Raw genomic sequence first — 20,019 nt, 5'->3', positions numbered from 1 at the left:
ATCGGCCGCCCGCGACGGTGCCGGGGTTAGCCCCACCGATTGTCACCAATTGTCACCCGGTGCTTGACCTATAGTTCCGATACGTAAGCAACTGCAGCGATCAGCGCTCGGAGGTTGCAATCATGGCCATGGCTACCACGCTGGCAAGATGCCTGAGCAAGAGGCAGAGCCGGTTCGAAACCGTTCGTCGCCCAAGCGGCCCGGCAACTGCGCAGACTGCGTATGTCCCCGGAGACCGGCTCGCCCGAACTATCCTGCTGGAGGACGACCGAGGCTACCTCGCCGCGGTAATCCCTTCCACCCACCAGCTGAAGCTGTTAGATATCTGCGAACAAACCGGCCGCAAGCTGTCGCTGGCGCATGGGGATGGCGTGCGGGAGGTGTTCAGGGACTGCAGCATCGGCGCGCTCCCGCCGGTCGGTATGGCGTACGGCACGCTGACCTGGCTCGACGACAGCCTGCTGACGCATCCCGACGTCTACTTCGAGGCGGGCGACCATGAGGAACTGGTGCACATGAGCACCGAGCAGTTTGCCGCCCTCATGACCGAAGCTCGGCGCGGGCATTTCGCGCACCGGATGATGTAGGGCGTCCGCCGACGTGCGAGCCAGCGGCGACATCAGAACCTCCAGAAGAGGAAGTGTCGATGCCGTCGCTCATGGACCGGGCGAGGGGGCCGGGTTTCGGGGCCGAGCCGCGCATCCGGATCGATCACCCGCGCGCGCAGCGCCATGTCGTAGAACGCGCCCACCATGGGCAGGGCGCTGTGCGCGCCCTCGCCCCAATAGTTGCCGAGCGTCACACGTCCATCGTCGAAACCCACCCACGCGCCCGCGACCAGTTGCGGATGCATCAGGATGAACCAGCTATCCGTGTTGTCCTGCGTCGTGCCCGTCTTGCCGGCCACGTCGGCGCGAATCCCGAAGCGCGTCCGGATGGCCGCGCCGGTGCCCCGGCTAACGACGTCGCGCATCACGTCGACGAGCGTTTGCGCCGCGCCGGCGGGCAGCGCCTGTTCCGGCAATGCGCTCGCGAATTCGGCCAGCACCTTGCCGTCGTGATCCTCGATGCGCGTGACCATGCGCGGTTCGATATAGGCGCCGCGATTCGCGATCGTGCTGTACGCCGAGACCATTTCCTTGAGCGTGACCGGGCTTGTGCCGAGCGCGAGCGACGGCACCGCTTCGAGCGGACTCGCGCGCACCCCCATGGCCTGCGCGAGCCGTGCGACTTTCTCGGGGCCTTCCTTTTGCATGAGCTGGGCGGTGACGCGGTTGCGCGAATACACTAGCGCGTCGCGCAGCGTCATCGGCCGGCCGGTGGGCGGTTCCGCGTCGGTAGGCCGCCAGATCGCATGCCCGGTCAGCGCGATGGCGACGTTCTGGTCTACGATCGTATCGCTCGGCCGTGCACCGTGCGCGAAGGCCGCGCCGTAGACGAACGGCTTGAACGTCGAACCCGGCTGGCGCCGGGCCTGCTGCACGTGATCGAACGGTTCGTCACGGAAGTCGCGGCTGCCGACCCATGCCTTGACATCTCCGTTGCGCGGGTCGATTGCGACAAAACCCGCCTGGATCTGCGTCTTGCTCCGGCAGAGCGCGCGGACGAACGCGGGGTTCGTGGCGAGCTTCCTGAGCGCGGCCTCATCCGATTGACCCGCATCGCGTGCGGCGCGGTAGTCGGGCGACTGCCGGATGAACGTCCGGAACAGGTCGTTGCCCGGCCAGCAGCCCGTGCGTTCGTTCCATGCGCCGTTCGCTATCCATTGCAACTGGTTCGTCTGCCAGTCCATCGCCTGCGTCGCCATGGCCTGCAGACGCGAATCGATGGTCGTGCGCACGACCAGCCCGTCGGCATAGATGTTGTAGCCGTTGCGATCGGCCCATGCGATCAGCCACTTGCGCAATTGCGCCGAAAAATGCGGCGCGGCGCCCGGCTGCGCGGTCTGCAACTCGAAATCGACGTTGAGCGGTTGCCGCTTCAATGCGGTGTAGGCATCGGGCTTGAGCTTGCCGTATTTGTTCATCTGCCCGAGCACCGTGTTTCGCCGCTGCAACGCGCGCTCGGGGTTGAGCACAGGGTTGTAGGTGCTGTTGGCCTTGAGCATGCCGACGAGCGTGGCGCTTTCAAGAATGTCGAGCTGATTGGCCGATTTGCCGAAGTAGGTGCGTGCGGCCATTTCCACGCCGTAAGCGTTGTACAGGAACGGCACCGTGTTCAGGTACGTCTCCAGGATCTGATCCTTGCTGTACACGGCTTCGATCTTGAATGCCGTGATCGCTTCCCTGAGCTTGCGCGTGAGGGTCGGCGCGCGGCCGATTTCGTCGGGATACAGGTTGCGCGCGAGCTGCTGCGTGATCGTCGAGCCACCTTGCCGGTCGCCGGAGAACGTATGCAGCGCGGCCGACGCGGTACGCTTCCAGTCGATGCCATGATGCTCGTAAAAGCGGCGGTCTTCGGTCGCGATCAATGCATCCACCATGTGCGGCGAGACCTGCCTGAGCGACACCCACTCGCGATTGACCGGTTTGAACGCATCGAGCAGCTTGCCGTCGGCCGACACGATCAACGCTGGCCGGTCAACGCGGGCTTTGCGGATGTCGCCGATGCCCGGCGTAAACGGCACGAGCGCAAGCACGTACAGCAGGAAGAGCGCCGGCACTGCGGCGAGCGTCAGCGCGACGCCGCGTCGTGTCGGGTGGCGCAGGCGGCGCAGCGCGCTACTGAGAGCGAGTCTGGTGATCGTGCTGCCGGCAGCGGCCAGCGGTTGGACGCGGGCGAGCCACCGTGTGCAATGCGCACAAAACAACGATGCAAATCGGCGATTCACGGTGGCGGGGCGCTGGCGGAAAGAGCGCGATCGTACCAAAGCGCAAGGGCGCTTCTGTGATCAATGCGGGGCCGCGGCGCGTGGCATTAACAGATGCTTACATTTGTTTCGTGTGGACAACGTTCGCGATGGCCGCTGAAGCGACGATCGCCCACCGCGAACTGGATGGCCGCCCCCGCCCGCCGGCTGCTCGGCGAGCGGGGGCTGGCCGGCGGGTTCGCCGGCCCCTACTGGACGGTGATTGTCGCCATCATATTCGGGTGTATGCCGCAGAAGATCTTGTAGACCCCCGGTTTGTCGAACTTGAACTTGTAGGTGTCGTTCTGATCGAGCGCGCTGGAGCGGAACAGGCCGGCGTCGTTGACAACCGTGTGCGGTTCGCCGTCGAGATTCTTCCAGGTCACGGTCGAGCCAGCTTTGATTGTGAGCGACATCGGCGAGAACATGAAATTCTTCACAACGGCGACATGGTTCTCCTGCGCTTGCGCGACGGAGAATTCGCAAGTCAATGCCGCCATGAGAATCCCGACCCCAAGGGGGACGACGAAGGCGCGGCGAAGCATAGTGGTTAGCATGATCTGGGTCCTGGTTGGTGAGCGGTACCTGGCAATTCAGGCGAGCGTGGTGTCGGCAAGCGTCGCTGCGAGCGGGTGGCGCATGATCTTGATGCTGGTCACGCCAAGCATCCTGGGCAGCTGATCGCCCGGTACCGTCAGCGGCATGGGTCCGGGTCCATTGCCGGCGGTCGGTTGCGGATAGGCCGTCGAGCGCGCCGTATGGAAGGTGATATTGCCTTCCACCTTCGACACGATCTGGTGGATATGGCCGTTCAAGACCGTGACCGAACCGAAGCGCGTCAGATAGCTCATGGCCTCGCCGGCGTCGCCGGTGCCCCAACCCCATGGTTGGTAGATCGTCCACATTGGCATGTGTGCAAAGACGACGATCGGCGTGCTGGATGAGCGGCCCCTCAGATCGGCTTTCAGCCAGGCGAGCTGGTCGTCGCCCAGGCTGCCCAAACCGTTTGGCTTGAAATGCATCACGTTGACCAGGCCGATAAAGTGGACGCCACTGTGGTCGAAGCTGTAGTAGCCCTTGTTGCCGGAGGCTTGACCGAAGCGGTTGAAGTATTCCGTCCCAGGCCCATCGGTCACGTCATGCTCGCCGGGCACGGTATGCAACTCGGTGATATTCAGCCCCGACATCAATTGGGCCGCGTGGTCGAACTCTTCCGCCTTGGAAAGATGCGTAATGTCGCCCGTGTGAATCGTCAGCGCCGGCTTGACCGGCATGGCATTGACGAAGTCAATGGTCTGCTTGAGCGTACCCGCGACGTCGGGATTGGCTTCCTTGTTGAAGCCAATATGCGTGTCGCTGATCTGCAGGAAAAGAGGGATGCCCGCGGCCGATGACGGGCCTTTCCCGGAGGCGGCAAGGCCCAGTTCCACCGGCGCGAGAACGCCGCCTGCCAGGACAAACACGGTGCCCGCGCCACTGAAAGCGAGGCACTTCAGCGCGCCGCGGCGCGACGGATTGGATGGAAGATCTGACGACATATTGCCCTCACAATGAAAGTTCGAGAGGTGGATCACCGGACCATCCGACGGACCTCCCGATTGGGTTCGTCAGGTAAACCGCCGGGCCATCTGTTTTATTCCGCATGGCAAGCGCCGATCATGTGACCGGTGTGCCGCCTGCATTCGTCGTCTTCTCGGGCAGGGCACTAGTTGACCAAGAGGTAGTAGAAGAGAAGGCCGATGGCAATGATGCCAACGGCGTTCCAGAACTTGAACTGGTCGCGATTCATGATCCCATCCGATCTGGATTGGTACGCCACAAAAAGTCGTTCAGTTGCCCTGCCAGCCGTATCCTCTTTCGAGAAACCGTGTGCGCCCTGCGCCCGGAATCACGGCGCGGCCTTTGTCTGTGCGGTCTGGTTGTCACTGGTCTGTGCTGCCTGGTTTCCACCCATCAACGCATTCCTTTCCGCCTGATGTTTGGCTTCCAGCTTTTGTTCCGCCGCTTGGATGTCGGCGGGATAGTCGCCATTGTCGCCTAGGGAAGGGTTGTAGCCGACCGACTCCAATTCCTCGAGTTCATGTCGCACTTGCGCACGAGTGACTGGATGCGTGGCGGGCGCCGGTGGCGTTTGCGCATAGACACCAACGGACGTTGCCATCAACGCAGCGCTCACGATGAGCGAGGCGCGCGTGGGCAGCACGAAAAGCCGATTTAGCGAATTCGATTTCATGTCAGTACTCCTTGGTAGTCCGAGCGAGCGATACCCGCGGTCGACTCGACTGCGCAGCTGGACGCTCTGCGTGGGTAAACCGCGGCACCGGTCTGCTTATTCCCCCGATTTCCCTCGCAGAAAGAACGCATCCACGGCATCAGCGATAGAGGGACAAAGGAACATGAACCGGGGCACAGGAATTTCCCTTGGCCGCTGACCGCATCAACCGCTTGTGCGGGAATAAAGCGGGTGGCTGCGCGGTTCTACAAATGCACGGCGAACCAGTTCTCGGGATTGATCGATACCCCCGGAAACCGGAAGCGAGTTACGTGCCCAGGCGTAGCCTTCACGGAGATGCGCTTTGGAAGCTATCCCTACTGTATTTGGAGCTCGTCATGAAAATCCTGATTGCGGCCGCTGTCGCGGCATTGGCTTCGTTCGCAGCGCTGGCCCAGTCGTCCAGCGTCCCCTCAACCTCTGACAGCAACACCCATATCGTCGGGCCGCGCGATCCCTACACGGATGGCGCGAAAGCGGGCAAGTTCGACGTTTATTCCGACGGGGCAAAAATCACGGATCGGCGCGATCCGTTCACCGACGGCGCGCACAGCTAAGACGCTGCCAGATCCACCGGCGGCTTGAATAGAGGTTCTTCAGGCAGTCGTGTGGGTACTGCACGCGGGTGCAAGTGGCGGGGGGAGCAAAGCGCTGAGAAAAACGCTGTTTTGCTCCCCTCTCCCATGAAATGGGAGAGGGGAGCTACGGCAGCGCTGGAAATAGCCCAGCGATGAATCGACTCACACGAAAGCTGGATGAGCCTAAACGGAAATCGCCAAGGCGCCTCAGGCGCCTGGTCGCAAGTGCTGGCGCATCGCGATGCGTGGGGGGGTAGAGTAGAGCATGTCACACGTTCCCTATCTCCAAAGGTGGCGGCCGGCGGGTGTGCGATCGGTCCGGCTGTCCACCGGACTGGTGCTGTTTACCTATGTGGGTACGCACCTGCTGAACCACTCGCTGGGGAATATCTCGCTCGCCTGGCTGGAGCGTGGTCTGCTCGTGCAGAAGTTCATCTGGCAGGGATGGCTTGGAACGGCCCTGCTGTACAGCGCGCTGTTGACGCATTTCTTCCTGGGTCTGTGGGCGCTGTACGAACGGCGCTCGTTGCATTGGACCCCGGGTGAGGTAGCGCAACTCGTCCTCGGCTTGTGCATACCGCCGCTGCTGGCCAACCATGTTGTGAATACGCGGGTCGCCTTTGCCGAGTTCGGCCTGAACAAGGGCTATGCGCAGTTGCTGTACTCGTTCTGGATCGATTCACCGTTCTTCGGCCGCGTGCAACTGATGCTATTGGTGGTCGCCTGGCTGCATGGGTGTTACGGCATCTGGTTCTGGTTGCGCTTGAAACCATGGTTCGGGGCGTGGCGGAGTGTGCTGCTGAGCGCCGCCGTGCTGCTCCCGGTGCTCGCGCTGCTCGGCTTCTTGCAGGGCGGACGGGAAGTGATCGCGCTTGCGCAGGATCCCGTCTGGCGCGCCGCGGCGACCCGGACGACGATCGTCGGCACGGGGTTGCAAATCCTCTGGCTCGCCGGACTGCGCAACGACTTTTTGCTCTTCGATGGTGGTGCGCTGCTGCTGGTGCTCGCAGCGCGCCTGGTGCGCGCGGCGCGGGAGCGCCGGGCCGGGCGGCTCTGCGTTCTGTATCCGGACGGGCGAAAGGTATTCGCGCCGCTCGGATTCTCGGTGCTGGAGGCTAGCCGCATGGGCGGCGTGCCCCATGCCAGCACCTGCGGCGGCCGCGCCCGATGCACGTTGTGCCGGGTGCGTGTGCTCAGTGCCGTGCCGCTGCCCGCGCCGGGGGAGGCCGAGCGGCGCGTTCTGGAGCGGCTGGGCGCGGATTCGCAGACAGTGCGCCTGGCCTGCCAGTTGCGGCCGACCCATGATCTCTGCGTGTGGCCACTGGTGCCGCCGGCCGCATCGGCGGCCTTCCTGCAGCGGCGTCAGCGGGACGTCATGCCGCAAGAGCGATTTGCGGCGTTCATGTTCGTGGATATGCGGGACTCCACAAAGCTTGCGGCGGCACAATTGCCGTTCGACAGCCTGTTCATGGTCAGCCGCTTCCTCAGTGCGGTCTGCGCCGCGGTGGTTCAGGCGGGCGGTCTGCCCAACCAGTTCCTGGGAGACGCGGTGCTCGCGATCTTTGGCTTGCGCTGCGAGCCGGCCGAGGCCTGTCGCCAGGCGCTCAGCGCAGTGCCGCTGGTTGCCGCCAATATTGACGAACTCAACGCTGCGCTCAAGCAGCAGTTGCAAACGCCGATCCGCTTTGGCATCGGATTGCATTGCGGCCGGGCCGTCATGGGCGAGATTGGTTTCCGCGACCATGTTACGTTCACGGCAATTGGCGACCCGTTGAATGTGGCCTCGAGACTCGAGCAGTTGACCAAAGAGATGGCTTGCGAGGCGATCGTCTCGGAGCAGGTCTTCCAGCAAGCCGGCGTTTCGGCCGTGGGCCTGCCGCAGCTTGCCGCACACGTGCGAGGCCGCGATGACCCGGTGCCCGTCTGTGTGCTGTCCAAGGCGGCGCAGATGCCTCGGGCCTGACTACGCCCCGCGCGCCACGCTCGGGCAGGCCAAGGGCAAGCTGCGCGAAGTGTTCGGTCGGCCACCATCAGCACCGGCCACGCCCCCCGGCCCGCTTGCGCGATTGCGCTGATGCGTCAATGCTTGTTCCCATGTCACCTTCACGGAGCCGCATCATGGACACACGAAGCGAACTGCAAGCCACCGTGGATGCCCTGGTTCAAGCGGGCAAGGGCCTGCTGGCCGCCGACGAGAGCGGGCCGACGATCGCCAAGCGGTTCGAGCGCATCGGTGTGGCATCGAGCGAGGAAAGCCGCCGGGCGTGGCGCAAACTGCTCCTGTCGACACCGGGTCTGGGTGAATGCATCAGCGGCGTGATCCTGTACGAGGAAACGCTGGGCCAGCGCGCCGACGATGGCACGCCGCTGCCAGAACTGGCTGCGCGCCAAGGCATCGTGCCCGGCATCAAGGTGGACAAGGGCAAGCTCGCGCTCGCCCACGCTCCCGGCGACGAGATCACCGAGGGCCTCGACGGGCTGGCCAAGCGGCTTGCCGCCTATCGCCAGCAAGGCGCGCGCTTTGCCAAGTGGCGCGCGGTGTACAACGTGTCCGACAGACTGCCTGGCCGGCTCGCCATCCAGGCCAATGCGCAAGCGCTGGCACGCTATGCCGCGATCTGCCAGGAGACGGGCGTGGTGCCCATCGTCGAGCCCGAGGTGCTGATGGATGGCGCGCACGCCATGGCGCGTTGCGCCGAGGTCACCGAGGCCGTGCTGCACGAAGTCTTTCACGCCTTGCACCGGCATGCGGTAGTGCTCGAACACATGCTGCTGAAGCCCAGCATGGTGCTCCCCGGCAAGGAGGCCGGGCACGCGGCGCCGGCCGAGGTTGCCATCGAGACCGTGCAGGTGCTCAAGCGCACGGTGCCCGCGGCGGTGCCTGGCATCTTCTTCCTGTCCGGCGGCCAAACGCCCACTGAGGCCACCGCCAATCTCGATGCCATGAACCGGCTCGCCCCGTTGCCCTGGCGGCTGTCCTTCTCCTACGGGCGCGCCTTGCAGGAGCCGCCCCTGCTGGCCTGGCGCGGCGAGGCCGCTAACGTGGCGCAAGCACAACGGGCGCTGCTGCAGCGCTCACGGCTGAATGGCATGGCCTGCCTGGGGCAATATGAAGCGGCGCTGGAGACCGCTGCGGGCTGAGCAACCGGCAGGCGCGGGCGGGAGCGCGCCAGCAGGAAGTCGAGTAGCGCGGGGACGCGCGGCGCCATGTCGGCCTGGCTGCTAACCACGGTTCTGGATTTGACAGACAGCCGGGTCTATCCTTTTCTCGGACTCGTGCCAGCGACCGGTTGGCTGACAGCTTTACCCGGCGCCGGAAGTGCCGGCATCGGGTACTCCCGCCGCCACGCAACGGCTGCAGGCGGCCGCTGTTCAACCGGTGCCATACCGGACAGGAGACAATCAAATGCGTGTTTCAATATCGCGGCGAAACCTCATGTGGCTCTCCGGCCTCGCCTTGGCGGGGTCGATGACCTGGGTGCATGCGGCGCCACTCTCGTTTACCGTGCCGCTCAGCGGCGCGCAGGAGGTACCTCCTGTCCAGACCAAGGGCAGTGGTTCCGTCGACCTCACCTACGACCCCGGCACGCGGGTTGTCACCTGGGCAGTCACGCTCAACGGTCTGCCCAGCGAGGCCACCATGGCGCATTTCCACGGGCCTGCCACAAACGGCAAGAACGCGAACGCGAAAATCTGGATCTCCGTTAAGGGCGCTCCGGTCGCCAGTCCCCTCAAGGGCCAGGCCACGCTGTCCCCGGCCGATGCGCAAGAATTCCTTGCCGGCGAAATGTACATCAACGTGCACACAAAGGATCATCCGGACGGCGAGATACGCGGCCAGGTGCTGCCACCGAAGAGCTACTGAAGCCACGCCGCAGCTCAGAGATACACCGAGAGAAGCGCCGCCGCGGCGGCGCCGGCTCCCAGCAGAAGCAGCGCCAGCATCGCGCTCGCCAGGCGCGGTGTGGCGATGCGCGCCGGCAGGCGTTTGCGGCCGGTCAGCATGGGAAGCAGCAGGTTGTGGCCCTTGGCCACCGCGTACAGCGCGATGGCCAGCACGTGCAACACCACCGCGGCCAGCAGCGCGTCCCACAGGATCGTGTGCAGCGCCGTGATCGCATTGGCGACCGATGCGGGGACCCATTCGGTGAGCGGCCCTTTGTCCGCGATGTCGTTGTTGATGTAGAGCCCGCTGAGCGTCTCGCCCAGCATCAACGCAAGCAGCAGCAACACCATCCACCCGCCGGCCGGGTTGTGGCCGACTTGCACGTCGGCCTCGCGGCGCAACCCATGCCGCAGATGGCGCAGCGCGGCGCCGGGTGAGGCCACAAAGCTGCGGAACCGTGCGGTTTCGCTGCCAAAGCAGCCCCAAAGCAGGCGGAACAGCACCAGCGCGAGCAGGGTTTCGCCAATCCGGACATGCCAGTCCATCCAGTTCAGCCGCCAGGTCGCATAAGCCCCCGCTACCAGCACCACCGCTAGCCAGTGGAACAGCCGCGTCGGCAAGTCCCAGACCAGCACGGGGCGACGATCAGCTTGCCCCGGAGATTGGACCTGGCCGTCAGGTTTCATCGATGCGCCCTCCCGCATAGCCGCTGGCCCGAAGTCATGGGCTATTCAACCGCAATCCGCGACAATGGGCAATCGTTGGCATGGGCTCACGGCGAGACGGGTTCTTCCACTAGATACGCCCGGTGAAGCAGCGCCAGCAAGCCCGGCGCCTCAGGCATGGGCGCGGAACCGATCCGGCTCACCGCCACCCCCGGCGTCCAGGAGTTCATCACCGCCGCCCCGGCCAGGCCAGGCAGATCGGCAAGCGTCACCGGCTGGACGCGCTGACGCACACCGAGGCGATCCAGCTGCCGGCGCACCATGCCCATGGTCGTGCCTGCCAGCATCTCGGCCTCGGGCCACACAACCGTCTCCGCTTCTCCGTCCCAAAAGACCAGGTTCCAGATGGTCCCCTCGCTGAGCCGCCCCCGAGCGTCAACGAAAGCGGCATCGTCAAAGCCTTTGCCCACGGACTGGCGCAGGAAATACGTCTTGGCCACTTCGCCAACGTGCTTCAGGGCTGGGAGCACCCGCTCGTGGGGGACGGCGGCTAACGCCAACGGCCCCTGTGGGCCGGACGCGGGCGGCCCCGTACGCACCAGCACTTCAGGCTCGGCATCCGCGCCGGCCACGGTGAACTCACCCGCCGGCGAGTACACGGTGGCTACCAGCGAGACGTCCGCTGGCGTGCATGCCAGCGCCGCGCGCAGATAGGACCGCACCTGATCGTCGGGCAATGCGCGGCCGAACAACGCCATCGAGGCCGCCCTGAGCCGCTCGAGATGGAGATCCAGCCCACGGACCCGGCCGCCGCGCACCTGCATCGCGGTGAAATGCGCATAACCCGCAAAGGCGAGGGGGGCCAACGCGGCGAGGGTCGCCGGCAGGCCATTGCGTTGAACGATAAAAGAAGACTGGCTAGCTGACATGGGTCGCTGAGACTCCGGTAGTTGTGTGCAATGGGCTTGGCGAACATCGCGTCCCACCTGCATGCGCAGGGTTGGCCGCAACTATCTGCTATTGACCGCGCTTTGAGAAACGAGTATTTCTTGCCGGATCATTAAGAACGGCTTGAAGATCGATGAAGCGAATGCTGCCGGGCACACGAGCACTGAGGACCTTCGAGGCGGCCGGGCGGCACTTGAACTTCACCCGCGCGGCGCAGGAGGTGGGCTTGACGCCGGCTGCCGTCAGCTACCAGATCAAGGAGATCGAGGACCAGTTGGGCATCACGCTGTTCGCGCGCACCAGCCGCAGCATCCAGCTCACGCCAGCCGGCGCCGTCTTGTTCGAGGCGGCTGCCGACGCGCTCGACACCTTGCAGCGGGCCACCAGCCGGGCGCGGAGAATGGCGCGGGGACCGGCGCATCTGCGCATCTCGCTAGGTGCGATGTTCGCCACCAGCTGGCTGCTGCCCCGGCTTGCGCGGTTCAGGGCCGCCAACCCGACGCTCGAACTCACATTCGATATTTCCGATCAGGTACGGGACTTCGACGCGGACGACGTGGATATCGCGATCCGCTTTGGCGCCGGGCACTACGAAGACACGCGCTCGGACCGGCTGTTCGACACGGTTGTCGCCCCGATCTGCAGCCCGAAACTGCGCGAAGCCGGTGCCCGGCTGCAAACGCCGCGGGACTTGCTTGGCCACACGCTGTGCTATGTCGACTGCCCGGTGGACGGCATGGCCTGGCCCGACTGGCGCATGTGGATGGCCGCGGCCGGCGTCGACGATTTCGACGACAGCCGATGCGTTGCCTTTGCCGATTCGAGCCATGTCGTGCAGGCCGTGATCGACGGCGCTGCCATTGGCCTCGTGGAACTGCCCATGATTGCCAATGACCTGGCCCAAGGCCGCCTGGTGCGGCTATTCGAGATCGGCGTGAGCGTCGCGCCGGCGTACGCCTATCATCTCGTCTATCCGGCGCGCAGCAGCCAGGACCCTCGCATCCTTGCGTTCAGCCAATGGATGCGCAACGAGACGGCTGGCACGGCTCAAGCCGCTCAAGCCGCTCAAGCCGCTCAAGCCGCTCACGCTGTTCAGGGCGGCCATCCGTTGTGAAGGTGCCATTTGACCGTGGCTTCAGGCACGAACAGGCTCTGACTACGGCGGCGCGCCGGCAGGCAATACGCTCCACCCCGAAGCACCACTCGACGTCGTCCTGCGTTGACTCCTGAGGACACCGTTCACGTCGAACTCGAAAAGGACCGTCGACGATCGGATCTCGCCGCCGGAAAACAGCGGACCAATGAATGGAATAAAGCTCTCGGGGTGAGGCTTGGAGGTCGCAAAGGAATAGATCAGTATCGTGGACCCGTCTCTCAACGTCGTCTTGGATGTGGGAGCCCCGAGCTGCGCGGTAACGTCGTCAAGGGTAGAGAAATCGGGAATGAAGTTCGACAATTGCTCCGGTTTCACGTAGACGCCCGTCGATACACAGGCAACCAACATGATGCAAGTCGCAATCAGTGCATAAACACGCTGCATGCCGACACCGCCGTGCTGTTGGGCCGTGACTGAGAACGTGCCGATGGCCATGCTGCCAGCCTGGCCGGGCGATGCGTCCGGCACGTCATTGACAAAGGACAGAACTTTGCCGTGCGCTTCGCTGAGGCACCCGGCGGGCTTACCCGCCCGCTACGGGTTTGCACAGCGACAACGCTGATACCGTGCATCGATCAAGTGGTCTGCGCCGCCTCCGCGCGTGATGTCAGATAAATCAGGAAGGCCGCGATCAGCAACAGGGCTACGCTCGCTTCGAAGGTGCTTTGGTAGCCGCTGCTGTCGAACAGCAAGCCCCCCACGGTCGAGCCTATGGCAATGGCAAGCTGGACAACGGCCACCATCAGCCCGCCGCCGGCCTCGGCGTTCTGCGGAAATGTCCTGGCCACCCAGCCCCACCATCCTACGGGCGCTGCGGTGGCAACCAGCCCCCAAAAACCCAGGAGTGCAACGACGGCAGCCGTCCAGCCTCCAAAGGCGATCAATGCCACGGCAATGGCAGCCATCAAGATCGGAATGGCAATCAGCGTCTGGTAGAAGCGCCGCTTGAGTACCGTGCCGATGAGCGCGGTACCGATGAAGCCTGCCACACCTATCTGCAGCAGAATGAGCGAGAGCGCGGATACGCCAACCTGCGTCACCGTTTCCAGGAACGGCCGCACGTAGGTGAACAACGTGAACTGCCCCATGAAGAAGAGCCCAGCACCGAGCATCCCCAAGGTCACTACCGGATTCCGAAATAGCGTGAAGACGTTGCCGCAGCCCGCGCTGCGCTGCTCGACGCGCATGGAAGGCAGGCTGATCCATTGCCACGCCAGCGCGATCAATGCCACCGGCACCAGGCAAAAGAAGGCGCCACGCCATCCAATGACCGAACCCAGGTAGCTACCAAGCGGCGCGGCCACCACCGTGGCCAGTGCGTTGCCGCCATTGAAGATGGCCAAGGCGCGCGGCACTTGACTGGCTGGAACGAGCCGCATGGCTGTCGCCGCCGACATGGACCAGAATCCGCCCACGACCACGCCAATGAGCGCACGGCCTGCCATGTAGGTGAAATAGTTCGGAGCCAGCGCGACGACCGCGCCTGACAGGGCCATGACGCCCGTCAGCCCCAGCAGCAATGTCTTGCGATTCATGCTGCCGGCAAGCGCGGAAATGAACAGGCTCGTCACCACAGCGAATGCGCCGGAGATCGCAATGCCTTGCCCCGTCATCCCCTCGGTGACATGGAGATCCGCAGCCATGGGCGTCAGCAGGCTGACGGGCATGAATTCCGAGGCGATTAGCGCAAAGACGCACAGCGTCATCGCAAAGACGCCGCTCCAAGATGCCGGTTGCTCCCCAGCCTCTCGCCGGGCGGCGGTGTCGCCCGCAGGGGCAGTACAAACGTCCATTGTCATGAAAGGCGCTGTGTCATCCAGATATACGGTTAAAGAACGCTGCACTTTCGCGACGAGATCAGATTCACGCGGTCGGGAACAGTCAGTTTGGCCAGCGTCCACATTCCCCAGCGGCAGCGCCCCGTATCTTTGCGAACCCAAGCCACCTTGACTAGCTAATGAATACTTAAATGGGATATAAGCTAGGCTACTGAATATGCCTTGGGAGACTGCGCCGTGGGCAGACGCAACCTCAACGATCTCTTGGCTTTCGTCACCGTGGCGCGCGAAGGCAGCTTCACCCGTGCCGCCGCTGTGCTGGGCGTGACGCAATCGGCCCTGAGCCAGACCATTCGCGGATTGGAGGAGCGATTGCAGATCCGGCTGCTCACGCGCACCACGCGCAGCGTTTCGCCAACCGTAGCGGGCGAACGGCTGATGCAGGCCATCGGCCATCGCTTCGACGAGATCGAGGCGGAGCTCGATGCCTTGACCGAATTGCGCGAGAAGCCCGCCGGCACCGTGCGCATTACCTGCGGTGACAACGTGCTGCACAGCATTTTGCTGCCCAAGCTCACGCCGCTGCTGCGCGAGTATCCGGACATCAAGCTGGAGTTCGACGTGAATTACGGCTTCCGTGACATCGTGGCTGACCGGTTCGATGCCGGCGTACGCCTGGGCAGCACCATCGATAAAGACATGATTGCCGTGCCCATCGGCCCGCCGTTGCGTCTGGCGGTGGTGGCCTCGCCGGCATATTTTGCTGCTCACCCCATCCCCAGGACGCCAAATGAGCTGACGGCGCACTGCTGCATCAATCAGCGTATGGCCACGTCAGGCGGGTTGTACGTTTGGGATTTCGAGCGCCGAGGCCGCCGGGTGAACGTGCGCGTCGATGGTCAGTTGATCTTCAACACCGCACAGCCCCAGTTGGACGCGGCGCTGGCCGGGCTGGGCATCACCCTGCTGCCCGAAGATGAGCTGATGCCGCATATCGAAGCCGGCCGGCTAGTGCGCGTGCTGGAGGACTGGTGCCCGAAATTCGAGGGCTACCACCTGTACTACCCCAGCAGGCGCCAGCCCTCGCCGGCGTTTTCGCTGGTGGTGCAAACGCTGCGCATCGTTGGCCCTGGTGCGACAAATGCGACAAATGCGACAAGTGGGGCGGGCGTGGCAAGTAGGGCAGGTGGGGCGGGTGGGGCAGGTGGGACCAAGCATTGATCAATCAGCAATCCACCGGTTGAATCCCCGGTCAGGCGCGCTCATTCGGCTATCATGCTGGCTCCGGTCGTACCGGTATACGCGCCGTGGCGGGGAAATTCGGGTTTGCCCCGGTACAGTATTCGCGCTCGTTGTCGATATGCAATGTGGGCACCATCCCGTTTAATTCGCCTAACCCGACGTCATGGCTAAACATACGCATCGCAGCCGTCGTAAGCGTTTCCTGATGCGGGTTGGCCGTGCATCCATGCTGTGTTTGCAAGCCCCGTCTGGTCGGGAATCCGTTGCTGATTGCAAGCGCCAGCGGTTCGCTTCCCGGCACGTCGAAAGTGCCTGCTGAAGCACGGCCAATCCATCCGGAAGCCGCACAGTGAACCACCAAGCGCGACGCATTGCGTTTTCCTCGCGGCTAGCTGGCCTGCTCGGCCTCATTGTCTTGCTCTTGTGCGGTTGCCAACAGCGAGACAACGTTGCGTCGGGCGCAGCCGAGCCAGCCAGGACTTCCATTACCGCGCTGATATGGGCGCCAGACTGGCCGGAGGAGATGCTCCAGATTGCCGCGGAATTCAGCAAGCTCAATCCAGACGTCCGCGTGAATGTGCAGTTCATGATTGGCAACTCGGTCGAGGAGAACATCAAGCCCCGGATTGCCTCTGGCAACTTGCCGGATCTGGTGAGTGTCAACCCGAACGCCTACGCCGCTGAGCTGGCCGATCAGGGCATCCTGACAGACGTGAGCGCGACATCGGCATGGCACAACATGCTCAGCGCACTCAAAGGGGACTGGACCAGTCGCCAATCCAGGCGTTTTGGCATATCCGGCGGCGTGGCGACAACGCTGATCTACTACAACAAGGCACTGTTCGCAAAGGCTGGGATCAAGGAACTGCCAACCAACTTCCACGAGTTCCTGATGGTTGGCAAGCAGCTCAAGCTTGCCGGCTTGACACCCATCATGTGGAGCGGCGGCTTCCCGAACATGCTCGGCAACGGCCCCTTCAGCTTCGGCTTTGCCAACAATGTGGTGGCGCGCGAGCCAGCCTGGAAGCAGAAAATCGGTGATGGCACGCTGGATCTGAACACGCCGCAGGTAGCTGATATTTTTGCCAGGATGGCGCTGATGCCGCAACTTGGTTACGTACAAGACGCCTTCATGGCGACGGATTACGATGAAGGCATACGGCTGTTCAAGGAAGGCAAGGCCGCGATGACCTTTCACGGCAGTTGGGCGGCCGGCCTTCTGCTGCACGGCAATCCCTTCGAGGTTGGCGTGTTTATTCCGCCCTGGAACGCGCCCGGCGAGCGGGTGGTGCCTGTGATCGGCAGCGAAACCGGGTTTGCGGTGTGCGAGACGCCCAACAAGGCCGCGGCCACGCGTTTTCTCGAATTCATTGCCGGGAAGGGGTTCTCTATTCTCCAAAGAAAACGCCAGAACATCCCCCCATTCAAACAAGGCGCGGGGACGCTGGTGAGCGATCAGAGAATGGTCGACTACACAAACATGGTCAGCCGCTATCCGGTGACCGCCAGCCCCTACTATTCGGTTCTACCCTCCAACTCGATCGAGCAGCTTCATCGATTGATGCAGGACGTGCTGGTCAGGAAGATCACACCCGCACAGGCAGCCAAACTCCTCGACGCGTCTGTCAAGAATGAAGCAAAGATGCACTACAAATGAGCACAATCCCAGGTTCGCTGCGAAGCGCTTTCGCCTATCTCTCGCTGGACCTGCTGCGCCGTGTCGAAATTCGCTACCGGTTGATGACTGCGTTCATCCTGCTGTCGCTGATACCGATACTGATTTCAGGCTACATCTCGTATGTGGAGTCCACCGCCGCCATCAAGGAGAAGGCGGAGATATTCTCGAAAGAGATGGTCAAGCAGGTATCCAAGAACATCGCGTTGCGCATGGAGCAGGTCGAGACGGAAAGCAGCCTTCTCGTCCTTTCTGATCGCGTGCAAAATGCGCTGACCAACGCGGTAAATGGCAGTGCAAAAGAGCAGAACGAGGCGCGCCAGGATATGACCCGGCTGCTGCTGCAGCATTACGGCTCGGTTGATTTCATCAACCAGAAGTATCTGCTCGACAAGAACAACCGGATCATGGATACCCAGGCGTTCGCGCAACTAACGCGCGGTGTCATGCGTCTGGTCAAGCAGGCCCCTGACCGCAATGGCCGGCCCTACTGGGGCAGTTACGACAACGGCGTCGGACAACAAAACCTTGGGATGGTGCGTGCCATCATCGGCAAGAGCAACAATCGGCGAATCGGCAATCTGGTCCTGGTCATTCGCCCCGAGCATTTCTCGACCATCTTCAATGACGTCGCCTTGGGGAGCGGAACAGAGATCTACGTTCTCGACGCCAGCAACAACAAACTGGTTGTCCGCACCGACGGCATATCCACGAACACCGACGGGACGGCCGAGCCTGACCTGATCAAACGCATCGCGAACAACGCGCTAAATGGGGAGCCGAGTGGCTTCGTCGACTTCGAGGGCAAGCGCGAGGAGCGCTACCTTGCCGCGTACACAGGAATTCCCGGCACGACATGGCTCGTGGTCAGCACAGTCCCTGAAAAGAAGCTGACGGCAGAGGCACAGTCCGTGCGCAATCAGATCGTACTGGTTGGCATTTCGGGTTTCCTGCTTTCGATCTTCCTGGCCTACTTCATTTCCCACAGCATTTCCGCACCACTCAGAGAGCTGGTGCGAAGGATGCACGACACCGGCAACGATGCGGGCGCCGAGGCGCCGGCGCCGGCGCGCACCGATGCCCGCGGCAAGGATGAACTAGGCCGGCTCGCGCAGCGTTTTGAAAGAATGAGCGGGGCCATCAAGCAGAAGATCCAGAAGATCAACGAGATCAACGCCTCCCTGGAACAGACCGTCGACGAGCGAACCGCGGAACTCGTCAGCAGGGAGCAGGAGTCGCGAACGTTGATTGAGAACTCTCCGGACACCATTACCCGCTACGATCGAGACCTTCGCCGCACTTACGCCAATCCCGCCTTCTGCAACTCGGCAGGCTGCAGCCTCGCCGAAGCGCTCGGCAAGCGGCCCTCGGAAGTCCCCGGCGGCGCCAATGCGCTGATCTACGAAGAGAAGATCAGCGAAGCCATTTCAAGCGGGAAAAGTGGGCAATTCGAGCTGAGATGGCGCAACAGGGATGGACAGGAGCATTGCACCCATATCCGCCTGACGCCAGAGATTGACCGGTCCGGCACGGTGAACTCGGTGCTGGCCGTGGGCCGTGATCTATCGGACCGGATGGCATTCGAGGCGACAATCTGGAAACAGGCCAATTTCGATGCGCTGACCCATCTCCCGAACCGCCAGATGTTTCACAGCCGTCTGGAGCACGAAGCCAGCATAGCGCATCGCTCCGGGCAGCATATGGCCTTGATGCTGATTGACCTGGATCGCTTCAAAGAAGTCAATGACTCCTTGGGGCACGACACAGGAGACATCCTGCTGATCGAGGCGGCCAGGCGCATCATTTCGTGCGTGCGCGAATCGGACATCGTCGCTCGCCTTGGCGGCGACGAGTTCACCGTCATTCTGCCCAACACGGACGATACCGAAAGCGTTGAACGGATCGCAACGGCCATCATCCGCAAGCTGGCCGAGCCGTTCGCGCTCGGCGCGGATGAGGCGTTCATCTCCGCCAGTGTTGGCGTCACGCTTTACCCCGACGACACCAGCGAACTGGATATTCTCTTCAAGAATGCCGACCAGGCCATGTATGCGGCCAAGAACGCCGGGCGCAACCGCTTCAGCTACTTCACGCCCGACTTGCGCGTCGTCGCAGAAAAGCGCCTGCGTCTCACCAGCGATCTACGTGCCGCCCTGCCTGGCGGACAGTTCCAGCTCTACTACCAGCCCATCGTAGACCTGGCCACCGGGGAAATCCGCAAAGCCGAGGCACTGATCCGCTGGTTGCACCCCGAACGCGGCACCATCAGTCCGCTGGACTTCATTCCACTGGCCGAGGACACGGGGCTCATCGTTCCGATCGGGGATTGGGTGTTCAAGCAGGCCGTGCACCAGGCCCGCCAATGGCGCGGCCGATTCCATCCGTCGTTCCAGATCAGCGTCAACATGTCGCCGATGCAGATTCGGCTAGACGGCCAGGTTTGTACGCGATGGTCCGACTATCTCATGCGCGAAGGGATGCCGGGGCAGAGCGTTGTGGTTGAAATCACCGAGGGCCTGTTACTGGATGCCGAATTGAACGAGAAGCTGTTGACCTTCCGTGACGCGGGAATCGGCATCTCGATCGACGACTTCGGCACCGGCTACTCGTCCCTGGCCTATCTCAAGCGCTTTGACATCGACTACCTCAAGATCGACCGCTCATTCGTGCAGAACCTCGGCTCTGACGGCGACAATCAGGCGCTTTGCGAAGCCATGGTCATGCTGGCGCACAAACTGGGATTGAAGGTCATTGCCGAGGGGGTGGAGACGACAGAGCAACGCGATTTTCTCAGCGCCGTGGGTTGTGATTTTGCCCAGGGCTTTTTGTATTCCCGGCCGGTTCCGCCTGATCAGTTTGAAGGCTTGGTCTGGCCGGATATCGAGAAAAGGCCGGGTAGCCAGGACCGCGCCACGCTTTAGTGGCTGAAGGAGCCGGCCCGCCCGAACATGCAACATCTGGGTTTCGCCTT

General features: G+C 63.0%; 17 protein-coding genes. 9 read left to right on the top strand and 8 right to left on the bottom strand.

The window, feature by feature from the left end:
* The first annotated feature begins 122 nt into the window (after positions 1-122).
* Entirely contained in the window at positions 123-587 is a 465-nt protein-coding gene (locus AB4061_RS31525; RefSeq protein ID WP_441640135.1) for an aminoacyl-tRNA deacylase, read from the top strand.
* A gap of 32 nt (positions 588-619) precedes the next feature.
* On the opposite strand, the gene AB4061_RS31520 is transcribed toward AB4061_RS31525, so the two are convergent.
* The 4 genes from AB4061_RS31520 to AB4061_RS31505 form a co-directional block, all read right to left on the bottom strand.
* A complete protein-coding gene (locus AB4061_RS31520; protein WP_441640134.1) occupies positions 620-2,830 on the bottom strand; it encodes a penicillin-binding protein 1A in 2,211 nt (736 codons plus the stop codon).
* Positions 2,831-3,057: 227 nt separating this feature from the next.
* On the bottom strand, positions 3,058-3,405 hold the full coding sequence (locus AB4061_RS31515; protein WP_441640133.1) for a cupredoxin domain-containing protein: 348 nt from the start codon (positions 3,403-3,405) through the stop codon (positions 3,058-3,060).
* Positions 3,406-3,441: 36 nt separating this feature from the next.
* Positions 3,442-4,386, bottom strand: a complete 945-nt coding sequence (locus AB4061_RS31510) for a metallophosphoesterase family protein (RefSeq protein WP_441640152.1) — start codon at positions 4,384-4,386, stop codon at positions 3,442-3,444.
* 350 nt (positions 4,387-4,736) lie between these two features.
* Complete coding sequence (locus tag AB4061_RS31505) at positions 4,737-5,081, bottom strand: DUF4148 domain-containing protein (RefSeq protein ID WP_441640132.1); 345 nt, start codon at positions 5,079-5,081, stop codon at positions 4,737-4,739.
* A gap of 377 nt (positions 5,082-5,458) precedes the next feature.
* Here AB4061_RS31505 and AB4061_RS31500 point away from each other — a divergent pair, with 377 nt between their 5' ends.
* The 4 genes from AB4061_RS31500 (at position 5,459) to AB4061_RS31485 (ending at position 9,563) form a co-directional block, all read left to right on the top strand.
* Positions 5,459-5,677: a hypothetical protein gene (locus AB4061_RS31500; RefSeq protein ID WP_441640131.1), complete on the top strand. Its 219-nt coding sequence runs from the start codon at positions 5,459-5,461 to the stop codon at positions 5,675-5,677.
* Positions 5,678-5,963: 286 nt separating this feature from the next.
* Positions 5,964-7,661, top strand: coding sequence for an adenylate/guanylate cyclase domain-containing protein (locus AB4061_RS31495; protein WP_441640130.1), 1,698 nt, complete (start codon positions 5,964-5,966; stop codon positions 7,659-7,661).
* 155 nt (positions 7,662-7,816) lie between these two features.
* Entirely contained in the window at positions 7,817-8,839 is a 1,023-nt protein-coding gene (locus tag AB4061_RS31490) for a class I fructose-bisphosphate aldolase (protein WP_441640129.1), read from the top strand.
* A gap of 295 nt (positions 8,840-9,134) precedes the next feature.
* Positions 9,135-9,563 carry a CHRD domain-containing protein gene (locus AB4061_RS31485; protein ID WP_441640128.1) on the top strand — a complete coding sequence of 143 codons (429 nt, stop codon included), beginning with the start codon at positions 9,135-9,137 and terminating at the stop codon, positions 9,561-9,563.
* A 14-nt stretch (positions 9,564-9,577) separates the two neighbouring features.
* Here AB4061_RS31485 and AB4061_RS31480 read toward each other — a convergent pair whose 3' ends face one another.
* Together AB4061_RS31480 and AB4061_RS31475 are read right to left on the bottom strand one after the other, a co-directional pair.
* The gene (locus tag AB4061_RS31480; protein WP_441640127.1) at positions 9,578-10,270 is read right to left on the bottom strand and encodes a cytochrome b/b6 domain-containing protein; all 693 of its coding nucleotides are present in this window, start codon (positions 10,268-10,270) and stop codon (positions 9,578-9,580) included.
* Positions 10,271-10,356: 86 nt separating this feature from the next.
* Positions 10,357-11,178: an aminotransferase class IV family protein gene (locus AB4061_RS31475; RefSeq protein ID WP_441640126.1), complete on the bottom strand. Its 822-nt coding sequence runs from the start codon at positions 11,176-11,178 to the stop codon at positions 10,357-10,359.
* A gap of 152 nt (positions 11,179-11,330) precedes the next feature.
* Between AB4061_RS31475 and gcvA the strand changes: the two genes are divergently transcribed.
* On the top strand, positions 11,331-12,311 hold the full coding sequence (gene gcvA / locus AB4061_RS31470; protein ID WP_441640125.1) for a transcriptional regulator GcvA: 981 nt from the start codon (positions 11,331-11,333) through the stop codon (positions 12,309-12,311).
* A 42-nt stretch (positions 12,312-12,353) separates the two neighbouring features.
* Here the strand turns inward: gcvA and AB4061_RS31465 are convergent, their stop codons facing one another.
* Together AB4061_RS31465 and AB4061_RS31460 are read right to left on the bottom strand one after the other, a co-directional pair.
* Positions 12,354-12,737: a hypothetical protein gene (locus AB4061_RS31465; protein ID WP_441640151.1), complete on the bottom strand. Its 384-nt coding sequence runs from the start codon at positions 12,735-12,737 to the stop codon at positions 12,354-12,356.
* A 191-nt stretch (positions 12,738-12,928) separates the two neighbouring features.
* A complete protein-coding gene (locus tag AB4061_RS31460; RefSeq protein ID WP_441640150.1) occupies positions 12,929-14,059 on the bottom strand; it encodes an MFS transporter in 1,131 nt (376 codons plus the stop codon).
* 309 nt (positions 14,060-14,368) lie between these two features.
* On the opposite strand from AB4061_RS31460, the gene AB4061_RS31455 reads away from it, so the two are divergent.
* From AB4061_RS31455 to AB4061_RS31445, 3 genes are all read left to right on the top strand, one after another.
* Positions 14,369-15,352: a LysR family transcriptional regulator gene (locus tag AB4061_RS31455; protein WP_441640124.1), complete on the top strand. Its 984-nt coding sequence runs from the start codon at positions 14,369-14,371 to the stop codon at positions 15,350-15,352.
* Positions 15,353-15,794: 442 nt separating this feature from the next.
* Positions 15,795-17,030 carry an extracellular solute-binding protein gene (locus tag AB4061_RS31450; protein WP_441640149.1) on the top strand — a complete coding sequence of 412 codons (1,236 nt, stop codon included), beginning with the start codon at positions 15,795-15,797 and terminating at the stop codon, positions 17,028-17,030.
* Complete coding sequence (locus AB4061_RS31445) at positions 17,027-19,969, top strand: bifunctional diguanylate cyclase/phosphodiesterase (protein ID WP_441640123.1); 2,943 nt, start codon at positions 17,027-17,029, stop codon at positions 19,967-19,969. The genes AB4061_RS31450 and AB4061_RS31445 overlap by 4 nt, the downstream gene beginning before the upstream one ends.
* Positions 19,970-20,019 lie beyond the last annotated feature (50 nt).

Source organism: Cupriavidus sp. YAF13, assembly GCF_052113425.1.
GTDB lineage: Bacteria > Pseudomonadota > Gammaproteobacteria > Burkholderiales > Burkholderiaceae > Cupriavidus.
Note: the sequence above shows the minus strand (reverse complement) of the source record. Positions and strands in the feature narration are given on the sequence as shown.

What these genes read in the sequence shown, in the direction of transcription:
- AB4061_RS31505 (WP_441640132.1), bottom strand. Translation starts at nt 5,081, where the DNA reads ATGAAATCGAATTCGCTAAATCGGCTTTTCGTGCTGCCCACGCGCGCC.
- AB4061_RS31495 (WP_441640130.1), top strand. Translation starts at nt 5,964, where the DNA reads ATGTCACACGTTCCCTATCTCCAAAGGTGGCGGCCGGCGGGTGTGCGA.
- AB4061_RS31460 (WP_441640150.1), bottom strand. Translation starts at nt 14,059, where the DNA reads ATGACGCTGTGCGTCTTTGCGCTAATCGCCTCGGAATTCATGCCCGTC.
- AB4061_RS31525 (WP_441640135.1), top strand. Translation starts at nt 123, where the DNA reads ATGGCCATGGCTACCACGCTGGCAAGATGCCTGAGCAAGAGGCAGAGC.
- AB4061_RS31445 (WP_441640123.1), top strand. Translation starts at nt 17,027, where the DNA reads ATGAGCACAATCCCAGGTTCGCTGCGAAGCGCTTTCGCCTATCTCTCG.
- gcvA (WP_441640125.1), top strand. Translation starts at nt 11,331, where the DNA reads ATGAAGCGAATGCTGCCGGGCACACGAGCACTGAGGACCTTCGAGGCG.
- AB4061_RS31510 (WP_441640152.1), bottom strand. Translation starts at nt 4,386, where the DNA reads ATGTCGTCAGATCTTCCATCCAATCCGTCGCGCCGCGGCGCGCTGAAG.
- AB4061_RS31500 (WP_441640131.1), top strand. Translation starts at nt 5,459, where the DNA reads ATGAAAATCCTGATTGCGGCCGCTGTCGCGGCATTGGCTTCGTTCGCA.
- AB4061_RS31515 (WP_441640133.1), bottom strand. Translation starts at nt 3,405, where the DNA reads ATGCTAACCACTATGCTTCGCCGCGCCTTCGTCGTCCCCCTTGGGGTC.
- AB4061_RS31465 (WP_441640151.1), bottom strand. Translation starts at nt 12,737, where the DNA reads ATGCAGCGTGTTTATGCACTGATTGCGACTTGCATCATGTTGGTTGCC.
- AB4061_RS31480 (WP_441640127.1), bottom strand. Translation starts at nt 10,270, where the DNA reads ATGAAACCTGACGGCCAGGTCCAATCTCCGGGGCAAGCTGATCGTCGC.
- AB4061_RS31475 (WP_441640126.1), bottom strand. Translation starts at nt 11,178, where the DNA reads ATGTCAGCTAGCCAGTCTTCTTTTATCGTTCAACGCAATGGCCTGCCG.
- AB4061_RS31490 (WP_441640129.1), top strand. Translation starts at nt 7,817, where the DNA reads ATGGACACACGAAGCGAACTGCAAGCCACCGTGGATGCCCTGGTTCAA.
- AB4061_RS31485 (WP_441640128.1), top strand. Translation starts at nt 9,135, where the DNA reads ATGTGGCTCTCCGGCCTCGCCTTGGCGGGGTCGATGACCTGGGTGCAT.